The following is a 10582-nucleotide window of genomic DNA, read 5'->3' as shown; positions in this document are numbered from 1 at the left end:
AGCGACATCCTTTTTTGTTATTGCGATTGCTGACAAGTTCCATTGAGTGCTTCTCTTTGTTCGCAATGACAAAAAAGATACAGCGGAAAGCGGGAAATAGCTTCTAACAAAAAAAGCCCCGAAAAATCAGGGCATTATTTTAAAACTTTCCGATGTCTTCTCTGTAGAAGCCGTAATCGAAATGTACATGACTTGCATCTTCATACACTTTTTTGCGGGCATCTTCATACGTTGCTCCTGTAGCCACGATGTTCAGTACTCTTCCACCGTTAGAAACTACTTTATCTCCTTTTCTGATGGCTCCTGCGTATAAAAGTTTGCTGTATTTCAGTTTATCTTCGCCCACGATTTCGAAACCTGTTTCGATGTTTCTTGGGTAACCTCCTGAACACATGACAAGGCAAACTGCTTTTTCGTCTTTAAATTTAAGCTCTATGTCTTTTCCGTCCATACAATCCTGAATAACATCCAGAAGATTGTTTTCCATTAAAGCCATTAAAACCTGCGTTTCAGGATCTCCGAATCTCATGTTGTATTCTAAAAGATAAGTTCCGTTTTTCGTTACCATTAATCCGAAGAAAATGATTCCTTTGAAGCTGAACCCTTCTCCTTTAAGACCTTTAATGGTAGGTTCTAAGATATTTTTTTCGAAATCTGCGTAGTGTTCCTGAGTAAATTCGGGACTTGGAGCTACGGTTCCCATACCTCCTGTATTGGGTCCTGTATCGCCATTTCCGGCTTTTTTATAATCTTTCGCCGCGATACAAGGGAATAATTTTTCCCCGTTTGAGAATGCGATGATAGAGGCTTCAAATCCTTCTAAATATTCTTCGATTACCAAACGGATTCCTGCATCTCCATAGATTCTTCTGATCATAAAATCATGAATCGTTGCTTCAGCTTCTTCCAAAGTATCGCAGATTACCACGCCTTTTCCGCCTGCCAAACCGCTTGCTTTAACCACTAATGGATATTGCTGTGTCTGCACATATTCTTTAGCTTCATTATAGGAATCGAATACTACTGCTTTTGCCGTTTTGATATCATAGGTTTGCATGAATTTCTTAGAGAAAGCCTTACTTCCTTCCAAACTTGCAACTTTCTGATTCGGACCAAAAACTTTAAGGTCGTGTTTTTTGAATTCGTCCTTCAAACCTGCTACAAGCGGAGCTTCAGGACCAACAATCGTTAAGTCTACCTTTTCTTTGATGGCAAAATCTCTAAGTTCTTTAATCTCTGATAAATGAACATTTTTTCCAATAACATCAGTGGTCGCGTTTCCGTTGGCAAAAAACATTTTAGAAATTCTTGGGTCATTCTGAAGTTTTGCTGCCAAAGCAGATTCTCTTCCACCTTCACCTATGATTAATATTCTCATACTTTATTTAATTAACTAGTCTATAATTTACAAATATATAATTTTGGATGCTATAAATACAATCTCAAAATATAATTTTAGCCAATCGCTAATAGCCAATGGCGAATTGCTTTACTATTAATGTAAAAAATGTCTGATTCCGGTAAACATCATCGGGATTTTGTGTTCGTTGGCAGCATCTATGCTGTCCTGATCTTTTACACTTCCTCCCGGCTGGATGATTGCTGTAATTCCTTCCTGAGCGCAGAAATCTACTACGTCACGGAACGGGAAAAATGCATCTGAAGCCAATACTAAGTCGCCGGAGAATTTTTCTTTGGCTCTTTCGATCGCCTGTTGAGTTGCCCAGATTCTGTTTACCTGTCCTCCTCCGATTCCGAAAGCCTGAATTCCGTTGGAAACGACAATGGCATTGGATTTTACATATTTTACTACTCTCTGAGAGAATAATAATGCTTTTTTCTGCTCTTCCGTAGGCTGTGTTTCTGTGACAACTTTGATGTCATCCGAAAAGATGCTGTCGTTGTCCTGAACCAGAATTCCTCCGTCGATTTTCACCCAGGTCTGTTTGTCTGAAACCGGATTGACAATTTTTATAATTCTTAAGTTCTTTTTCTTTCTTAAAATTTCAAGTGCTTCTTCATCAAATTCAGGAGCCATTACAATTTCAAGGAAGGTTTTATTTAATTCTTCTGCGGTTGCTGCATCGATTTTGTAGTTCATAGCAACAATTCCGCCAAAGATGGAAACCGGATCGCACTCGAAAGTTTTCTGATAGGTTTCCAGAGCTGAAGTTCCGATCGCCACTCCGCAAGGTGTAGAGTGTTTTACTGCACAACAAGCCATTTCTTCTTTGAACTCGGTCACTACTTTCCAGCAAAGATCCATATCCCGAAGGTTGTTGAAAGACAATTCTTTACCTCCCAACTGTTCGAAATCTTTCATTGCTCCGTTTTCGAAAGTAGAAACGTAGTAAGCTGCTGTCTGATGCGGGTTTTCTCCATATCTTAAGTCAGAAACTTTTTTGTAAGAAGCATTAAGATAGGTTGGATATTCTTCTTCTAAAAGCATTCTTGAAATCGCTGCATCATAAGCCGAAGTAAGGTTGAATACTTTTCCTGCCAGTTTTTTACGTGTTTCGATATATGTATCGCCGTTTTGTTCCATTTCGATTTTTACGGTTGCATAATCTTCAACATCCGTGATTACCGTAACCGAATCGAAGTTTTTCGCTGCAGAACGAAGCATTGAAGGTCCTCCGATGTCGATGAATTCTACCTTTTCGTGAAGAGAAATGTTTTTGTTTACATTTTCGAAGAAAGGATAAAGATTTACAATTACCATGTCAATCAGTCCAATTCCGTGTTCCTGAACGGTATTCATGTGTTCTTCGTTGGAACGAACCGCCAACAAACCACCGTGAACTTTCGGGTGTAATGTTTTCACTCTTCCATCCAACATTTCCGGGAAATTGGTAACCTCATCAATCTGAATCGGATTTAAACCAGCGTCTTTCAAATGTTTGAACGTCCCTCCTGTAGAAATCAATTCATAATTCTGGGCTTCCAAAAACTGCGCGAATTCGGTTAATCCGCTTTTGTCAGAAACACTGATTAAAACTCTCTTTTTGCTCATTTTACTTTCGATTTTTTACTTTTTACAGCTATTTCAAACTGTAGACCGGTTCTTTCACCTCCGGTCTGTTTTATTTTTTACTTAGATTTTTCTTGTTTTTCGAAATAATTAAAATCTAAATGTGTTTTTCTTTAAAGAGATGATTTCCTTCGACAAGCTCAGAATAAACTCTTGACTCTGCGCTGCATCTCTAATATTAACTATTTTCTGTTCTGTTTGTCATGCTGAAAGCATCTCAACTAAGCTTAGATTCCTACGGAATGACAAACTGAGTGGCTAGATTTTGCGTTGTCAGGCTGAGCTTGTCGAAGCCTTTCATTGTTGTTAGTTTTTTAACCACCCCGTCAAAAATTCTTTGAATTTTTGCCACCCCTCCAAAGGAGGGGAATTTTTTGTATCGCTAATAATTAATGTCTAATTATTATTTAATACTTTGTTTATCGCGATTGGGAAAATTTCATATTCTATTAAGTGAACTTTTTCCGCTATGCTTTCGGGAGTATCGTCTTCTGTAATTTCGAATGATTTCTGAAGTATGGCTTCTCCTTCATCGATTCCTGAAGTTACGAAATGTACGGTTGCTCCGCTTTCTTTTTCTTTTGCTTCAATTACGGCATTGTGAACATGATGTCCCCACATTCCTTTTCCTCCAAATTTCGGAAGCAAAGCCGGATGAATATTGATTATTTTTCCGTTCCATTTTTCACAGAACTCGGGTTTCAGGATGGATAAAAATCCTGCTAAAACGATTAAGTCTGTATTTTGAGGAATTTTTTCAGCCAGTTCATTACTGAAGTTTTTCCCTCTCGGAATCAGAATATTTTCTATGTTATGATTTTTCGCTCTTTCCAGTCCGTAACATTCTCTGTCGGCAATCACTAAAGATACTTTTGCATTCCGGATTTCTCCATTATCAATGGTATCGATGATTCTCTGAAGATTGGTTCCTGAACCTGAAACGAGTATGACAAGATTCTTCATGATTAGTCAATTTGAAAATTAGTTAATTTGAAAATGGAATACATTATCTAATTGGTAATTTTCAAGTTGATTTTTTCGCTTCCTTCTGTAATTTCTCCGATTTCGTAAGCATCGTCTAAAAGGTGCAATACTTTTTCTGCATGTTGTGCATCCACTACAACGATCATTCCGACTCCCATGTTGAATGTTCCGAACATTTCTTCACGCGCAACTCCTCCTCTTTTTTCCAATTCTAACATAACCGTTGGAATCTGGATTTTTGAAGCATCGATTGAAGCGCAAAGTCCGTCACCGATGATTCTCGGAATATTTTCGTACAAACCACCTCCTGTGATATGCGCGACCCCTGAAACTGCTACTTCTTCAAGAATTTTATGAATATCTTTGTAATATAGTCTTGTTGGAACCAAAAGGGTTTCGTACAAAGGCTTTCCTTCGAATTCTTCGTTGAAATCAGGGAACACTTTTCTTACCAAAGAGAATCCGTTTGAATGGAATCCTGAACTTGGAAGCGCAATGATTTTGTCTCCTGCTTTGATCTTTGAACCATCAATAATCTGGTCTTTTTCAACGATTCCTACGCAGAATCCGGCAACATCGTAATCTCCAGGTTGGTACATTCCGGGCATTTCTGCGGTTTCTCCGCCGATTAATGCACAGTTGTTGTCTTTACAGGCTTCTACCATTCCTAAAACGATTTCAGCAGCAATTTCGGAGTCCAGTTTTCCGCAAGCCAGATAATCAAGGAAAAATAATGGTTTTGCACCATGACAAAGAATATCATTGGCACACATAGCAAAGCAGTCTACCCCGATAGAATCGTATTTTTTTGAGTCTAAAGCTACTTTAAGCTTTGTTCCCACTCCGTCTGTTCCGGAAACCAATACAGGATTTTTGTATCCTCCGATCTCATAGAATGCCCCAAAACTTCCCAAATGGTTCAACACATTGGAATTATGTGTTTCGCCGACCGCTTTCTTGATCTTGTCAACGGTTTTGTATCCTTCTTCTTTGTCTACTCCTGCTGATTTGTACGTGTTGCTCATAGTATTTTAATAATCTAACAATGTATCAGTTTAGCAATGTAACAATGTTTTGAATTGGTAAATTTCTGCATTACTGAATTGGTACATTTTATTTTTACTTTTTATTCAAATTCAGAAAACAAAAAAGCCGACAATCTTGGTAGATTATCGGCCGTTGTTTTATCTCAGAATTTCAGAGTCCACAATATTCCCTTTCTTGGAGAAACATTCTTTAAAAGTGGTCTGAATTTTCATCTTTTTTCCTTTTTGCAAAGATATTAATTTTATATTAATTTTCAAATCTATTTTTCAAGAATAGATTCTAAGGCAGAAATTTTCTGAATTTTCTCTTTTAATTCACTGTCTTTCTCTTCTTTAGAAATTTTCTGAGCCGCTTTATCAAAATTATCATTAAAGAAAGGCAGTGTGAAGGTGTCTACAATATTTCCGCCGTGAAGAGGGAAACGTTTTCCTGAAGCTTCCAAAACGCCTAAACCGCCTCTTGCACCGGGAGCTGTTGCCATTAGCAACATTGGTTTCTCATTCCATACTGCTCTGTCTTTAATTCTTGATGTCCAGTCGAATACATTTTTGAATGCTGAAGAGTAGGTTCCGTTATGTTCTGCCAGAGAAACCAGTAAAACATCTGCTCCGTCGATTTTTGAGGCAAAGTCTTTTGCTTCCTGCGGAACTCCGCTTTCCACTTCACGCTGGTGTTTGTAGATCGGCATTTCAAAAGCGTTCATGTCTACGATTTCCACTTCTGCGTTTGGAATTAATGAAGCTGCGTAAGTAACCAGCATTTTATTGATTGATGTATCGGAATTGCTTCCTGCTATTGCTAAAACTTTCATTGTCTTTTATCTATTTTAAAGTATGTTTTTGTTATTTTGTCCGAATTTTAACGCTAAGGTCGCTAAGATTTTTTTTATTGGCAAATCTCTATTTTTTCGTTCGCAAAGGCGTTTCACTCAGCAAAGATGAGAAGTCCGACTAAATTTTGTTTAACCACCCCGTCAAAAATTCATTCTGAATTTTTGCCACCCCTCCAAAGGCGGGGAATTTTCGTTGTGCAAAATTAAGGGTTTATTTGAGATATGACGGTAATTCCATTGGAACTTCCATAAATAATATTTCTGTGTCTTCTACGGCTTCAATGTTGAAACTTTGAGTATCCCAGATTCCTAAGCCGTCTCTTTCATTTAAAATACGGTCTCCGATTTTCGCGCTTCCTTTCAGTACAAAAGCATAGACTCCGTTTCCTTTTTTGTTCAGCATATAGTTTTTGCCGTTTCCTTTGGTAAAATTGGCAAGATTGAACCATGCATCCTGGTGAATCCAAACGCCGTCGTCATTTTTATCGGGAGATAAGATCTGCTGGAAGCCGTTTATTTTTTCGCCTTCTTTAATGCTTTGCTGATCGTATCTTGGTTCTACTCCTACTTCTCTCGGGAATACCCAGATCTGTAAGAATTTTACTGCCTGATCTTTATTTTTGTTGTATTCGCTGTGCATTACTCCGGTTCCGGCACTCATTACCTGAATTTCTCCTTTTTTAATGACTGCTGTAGTTCCCATAGAATCTTTATGCTCCAGATCTCCTTCCAACGGAATGGAAATAATTTCCATGTCTCTGTGAGGGTGCGTTCCGAATCCCATTCCCTGAGTGACGGTATCGTCATTTAACACTCTCAATACTCCGAAGTGTGTTCTTTCAGGATTCTGGTAATTGGCAAAACTGAATGTGTGATAAGAGTTTAACCATCCGTGATTGGCGTGACCTCTTGTGTCTGCTTTATGATATACTGTTTTCATAATGTTTTTATTTTATGATACAAATATACAGGAGATAAACGGCTAAACTGTTGATGTAAGATAAGAACGACAAAATCCGCCTTTTCAGCGGATTTATTGTTTGTTTTTGATATTACACAAACATATTGAGAACATCGGGGTTTTCATTGAGATACGATTCAAAATAATCCAGACTCTGCATTCTCTGTCTGAGTCCTTCGAAGTCTGATGGATCGGAAAGCTCGATTCCGACGATTGCCAAAGCTGTTTCTCTGGAGTTTTTCTTGGTGTATTCAAAATGAGTAATATCATCGTTTGTTCCCAATACATTGAGGACAAAATCTTTAAGAGCACCGGGACGCTGCGGAAATTTCACCATAAAGTAGTGCTTAAGACCATTGTAGAGCAAAGCGCGTTCTTTAATTTCCTCCATCCGGGTAATATCGTTATTGCTTCCGCTGACGATGCACACCACATTTTTTCCTCTAATCTGCGTTTTATACTGCTCGAGTGCAGAAATTGATAATGCTCCCGCGGGTTCAAGTACAATAGCATCTTTATTATAAAGCTGAAGAATGGTTTCACAAATTTTTCCCTCATCTACGGAAATGCATCCGGAAAGTGTATTTCTGCAAATTTCAAATGTTAAATCTCCTACTTTTTTTACGGCTGCTCCGTCTACAAAGCTGTCAATTTCAGTAAGCTCGGTATTGATTTTGTTTTCTATGGATGTTTTCATGGAGGGCGCTCCTTTCGGTTCTACACCTATGAGTTGGGTTTCTGCGGAAAGTTCTTTAAATACGGTGGAAATTCCCGAAGCGAGTCCTCCTCCGCCAATCGGAATAAAAACAAAGTCTGTTGCTTCTTTTTTCTGTTCTAAAATTTCGAGTGCGACTGTTGCCTGTCCTTCAATGATCTGAACGTCATCAAAAGGATGAATAAAGGCAGCACCGGAAGTTTCTGCAAAATCCAAAGCGGCTTTTTTGGATGCATCAAAGGTGTCTCCGAAGAGTTTAATGTCTACAAAATGACCGCCAAACATTTCTACCTGTTCCAGCTTTTGTTTTGGTGTGGTTACGGGCATAAAAATGGTTCCTTTAATCTGGAGCTGCTTGCATGAAAAAGCAACTCCCTGAGCATGATTTCCTGCACTTGCACAAACTATTCCTTCTGAAGTTCTGCCTTCGTTGAAAAGGGTTTTTATTTTATGATAAGCGCCTCTTAATTTGTAGGATCGCACCGGCTGTAAGTCTTCTCTTTTAAGGTAAATATGCGCATCAAATTTTTCCGACAAACGAGTGCTGTATTGCAAAGGGGTATAATTCACCACGTTTTCGATGCTTTTTCTTGCCTGTATGGCGGATTCGAGTGTGGGAAGTGTGAGTGTTTTATTCATCTTCATTTATTTTACCGGTTTTTATGGTCTTTATTTCCTGAAAGCGGAAATGTCTCGCAGCCCGACCTGAGTGGAGCTCTTTTTCTTTTTCGAGAAAAGAAAAAAGCGGGAACGGAGGGCGGAAATAGCTGCCCAAAAATTTTTATACGGTTTTTATGGATTTCATTGCCGTCATTGCCTGACGAAGTTTTCTGCCGACCATTTCTACCGGATGGTTTCTGAGGGTGTCGTTAACGTGAACCAATTGCGCATTGTCTACGGACGCGTCTTTTCCTTCGTTGAAGTTTTTTCCTGCGAGGTCTGTGTCTACTTTTTTCATGAAGTCTGCCAGAAGGGGTTTACAAGCCTGATCGAAGAGGTAGCAGCCATATTCTGCCGTATCTGAAATCACGCGGTTCATCTCGAATAGTTTTTTTCTTGCGATGGTATTGGCAATGAGGGGAGCTTCGTGCAGGGATTCGTAATAGGCAGATTCCGGTTTTATTCCTGCTTCCACCATGGTTTCGAAAGCGAGTTCTACGCCTGCTCTTATGAATGCGGACATGAGGAGATAATGATCGAAATATTCCTGTTCGGAGATTTTTACGTCTCCCGCCGGAGTTTTTTCAAAGGCTGTTTCGCCGGTTTCCGCACGCCATTTCAAAAGGTTGGCATCTCCGTTTTCCCAGTCCTGCATCATGGTTTTGGAGAATTCTCCGGAGATGATATCATCCTGATGTTTCTGGAAAAGCGGTCGCATGATGTGTTTCAATTCTTCGGAAAGTTCAAATGCTTTGATTTTTGCAGGATTGGAAAGTCGGTCTAACATTCCGCTCACACCGCCGTGTTTCAGTGCTTCTGTGATCACCTCAACGCCGTACTGAACGAGCTTGGAAGCATAACCTGCATCAATACCTTTTTCTACCATTTTGTCAAAGGAAAGAATGGAGCCAGTCTGCAAAAGTCCGCATAAAATGGTCTGTTCTCCCATTAAATCTGATTTTACTTCTGCTACAAAGGATGATTTTAATACTCCTGCTTTGTGTCCGCCAGTTGCCACACAATAGGCTTTTGCTTCTGCCCATCCTTTTCCCTGAGGATCATTTTCGGGATGTACGGCAATAAGTGTGGGTACTCCAAAACCTCGAAGGTATTCTGCACGGACTTCGGAACCGGGGCATTTCGGGGCAACCATGATTACGGTGAGGTCTTTACGGATCTGCATTCCTTCTTCTACGATGTTGAATCCGTGGGAATAGGACAATGTAGCCCCTTCTTTCATGAGTGGCTGTACGGTGCTGATTACGGAAGTATGCTGTTTATCGGGGGTTAAATTGATGACTAAATCTGCCGTAGGAATGAGTTCCTGATATGTTCCTACGTGAAAGCCGTTTTCTGTGGCATTTTTCCATGAATCTCTTTTTTCGTCGATGGCTTCTTTTCTGAGGGCATAGGAAACATCTAGTCCGCTGTCTCTTAAGTTAAGCCCCTGATTAAGTCCCTGAGCGCCACATCCGACGATTACTATTTTTTTTCCTTTTAAAGCTACTACACCATCGGAAAATTCTGTACTGTCCATAAATTCTGCCTGTCCAAGCTGATGGAGCTGTTCTCTTAGTGATAGGGTATTGAAGTAATTTGCCATATTTTTGGGTAAAATGTAAAAAGTATTAAGTAAAATGTTTACTGTAACTACTTTTCAGGATTAATATTTTTATTTTAGGTTTTGTTCTGAATGTTTTTTGAAACAATAAAACATTGTATTCAATTTCGGGATTTGAATGTTTTGACTAATCTGTTACATGGTAAAAACATCATCCCGCTTATCGAGATATTCGTTCTCTACAATATGCGGAGAGGGTTCTCGGTTTTCAAACTGAAGTACTTTTTGGTGGATTCCCGCACTGTTTTTAATGATGGCGATTCTGGCACCGCGAACAAATTCTATGAGACCGTATTTATTAAGTTCTTCGGTTAATCTGTCTATTTCTTCACGATGTCCGGCTGTTTCAAACACGATATAATCCTGACGGATAACTACAGTTGATGCGCCATACTGACGAAGCAGCCGCTCTACATATACTTTTTCGGTAACCACATCTGCGGGTACTTTGTAAAGTGCCTGTTCCTGCCATACAATTTCATCGTCTGTATTGTAATAGGCTTTCATTACATCAATCTGTTTTTCCAGTTGTCGGCAGAGTTTCCTCACTACTTCTTCGTTTTCCTGGATAACGATGGTGAATCTGTGAATGCCTTCTACTTCTGAAGGTGAGGTATTCAGACTCTCGATATTGATTTTTCTCCGTGAGAAGATTCCCGATATTCTGCCGATTAATCCCACTGAATTTTCGGTGTATAGTGTGATGGTAAATTCCTGTTTTTCCATTTTCT

Annotated in this window: 9 protein-coding genes; all 9 read right to left on the bottom strand. The window is 39.3% G+C overall.

Annotation, left to right across the window (positions count from 1 at the left end; translation table 11 throughout):
* Positions 1-139: 139 nt before the first annotated feature.
* The 9 genes from purD to ilvN all read right to left on the bottom strand — a co-directional run bounded on the left by purD (position 140) and on the right by ilvN (position 10577).
* Positions 140-1378, bottom strand: coding sequence for a phosphoribosylamine--glycine ligase (purD, locus tag QWT87_RS16645; RefSeq protein WP_288458936.1), 1239 nt, complete (start codon positions 1376-1378; stop codon positions 140-142).
* 117 nt (positions 1379-1495) lie between these two features.
* Positions 1496-3013 (bottom strand): bifunctional phosphoribosylaminoimidazolecarboxamide formyltransferase/IMP cyclohydrolase, encoded by a 1518-nt coding sequence (gene purH / locus QWT87_RS16640; RefSeq protein WP_076393472.1) that lies wholly within the window; start codon positions 3011-3013, stop codon positions 1496-1498.
* Positions 3014-3427: 414 nt separating this feature from the next.
* Positions 3428-3994, bottom strand: a complete 567-nt coding sequence (gene purN, locus QWT87_RS16635; protein ID WP_302717356.1) for a phosphoribosylglycinamide formyltransferase — start codon at positions 3992-3994, stop codon at positions 3428-3430.
* A 47-nt stretch (positions 3995-4041) separates the two neighbouring features.
* The gene (gene purM / locus QWT87_RS16630) at positions 4042-5040 is read right to left on the bottom strand and encodes a phosphoribosylformylglycinamidine cyclo-ligase (protein WP_302717355.1); all 999 of its coding nucleotides are present in this window, start codon (positions 5038-5040) and stop codon (positions 4042-4044) included.
* 281 nt (positions 5041-5321) lie between these two features.
* A complete protein-coding gene (locus QWT87_RS16625) occupies positions 5322-5873 on the bottom strand; it encodes an NADPH-dependent FMN reductase (protein WP_302717354.1) in 552 nt (183 codons plus the stop codon).
* Positions 5874-6105: 232 nt separating this feature from the next.
* The gene (locus QWT87_RS16620; RefSeq protein ID WP_302717353.1) at positions 6106-6834 is read right to left on the bottom strand and encodes a pirin family protein; all 729 of its coding nucleotides are present in this window, start codon (positions 6832-6834) and stop codon (positions 6106-6108) included.
* A 112-nt stretch (positions 6835-6946) separates the two neighbouring features.
* Positions 6947-8209, bottom strand: a complete 1263-nt coding sequence (gene ilvA, locus QWT87_RS16615) for a threonine ammonia-lyase IlvA (RefSeq protein ID WP_302717352.1) — start codon at positions 8207-8209, stop codon at positions 6947-6949.
* A 142-nt stretch (positions 8210-8351) separates the two neighbouring features.
* Complete coding sequence (ilvC, locus tag QWT87_RS16610) at positions 8352-9833, bottom strand: ketol-acid reductoisomerase (RefSeq protein ID WP_302717351.1); 1482 nt, start codon at positions 9831-9833, stop codon at positions 8352-8354.
* 153 nt (positions 9834-9986) lie between these two features.
* The gene (ilvN, locus tag QWT87_RS16605; protein ID WP_076393459.1) at positions 9987-10577 is read right to left on the bottom strand and encodes an acetolactate synthase small subunit; all 591 of its coding nucleotides are present in this window, start codon (positions 10575-10577) and stop codon (positions 9987-9989) included.
* Between the last annotated feature and the right edge of the window lie 5 nt (positions 10578-10582).

This window comes from Chryseobacterium urinae, from assembly GCF_030518295.1.
Classification (GTDB): domain Bacteria; phylum Bacteroidota; class Bacteroidia; order Flavobacteriales; family Weeksellaceae; genus Chryseobacterium; species Chryseobacterium mucoviscidosis.
The sequence above is the reverse complement of the archived record's forward strand: the minus strand, read 5'-3'. Positions and strand labels throughout refer to the sequence as shown.

Excerpts from the sequence above, each read along its gene's own strand:
- purD (WP_288458936.1), bottom strand. The coding sequence starts at position 1,378 with ATGAGAATATTAATCATAGGTGAAGGTGGAAGAGAATCTGCTTTGGCA.
- purH (WP_076393472.1), bottom strand. The coding sequence starts at position 3,013 with ATGAGCAAAAAGAGAGTTTTAATCAGTGTTTCTGACAAAAGCGGATTA.
- purN (WP_302717356.1), bottom strand. The coding sequence starts at position 3,994 with ATGAAGAATCTTGTCATACTCGTTTCAGGTTCAGGAACCAATCTTCAG.
- purM (WP_302717355.1), bottom strand. The coding sequence starts at position 5,040 with ATGAGCAACACGTACAAATCAGCAGGAGTAGACAAAGAAGAAGGATAC.
- QWT87_RS16625 (WP_302717354.1), bottom strand. The coding sequence starts at position 5,873 with ATGAAAGTTTTAGCAATAGCAGGAAGCAATTCCGATACATCAATCAAT.
- QWT87_RS16620 (WP_302717353.1), bottom strand. The coding sequence starts at position 6,834 with ATGAAAACAGTATATCATAAAGCAGACACAAGAGGTCACGCCAATCAC.
- ilvA (WP_302717352.1), bottom strand. The coding sequence starts at position 8,209 with ATGAATAAAACACTCACACTTCCCACACTCGAATCCGCCATACAGGCA.
- ilvC (WP_302717351.1), bottom strand. The coding sequence starts at position 9,833 with ATGGCAAATTACTTCAATACCCTATCACTAAGAGAACAGCTCCATCAG.
- ilvN (WP_076393459.1), bottom strand. The coding sequence starts at position 10,577 with ATGGAAAAACAGGAATTTACCATCACACTATACACCGAAAATTCAGTG.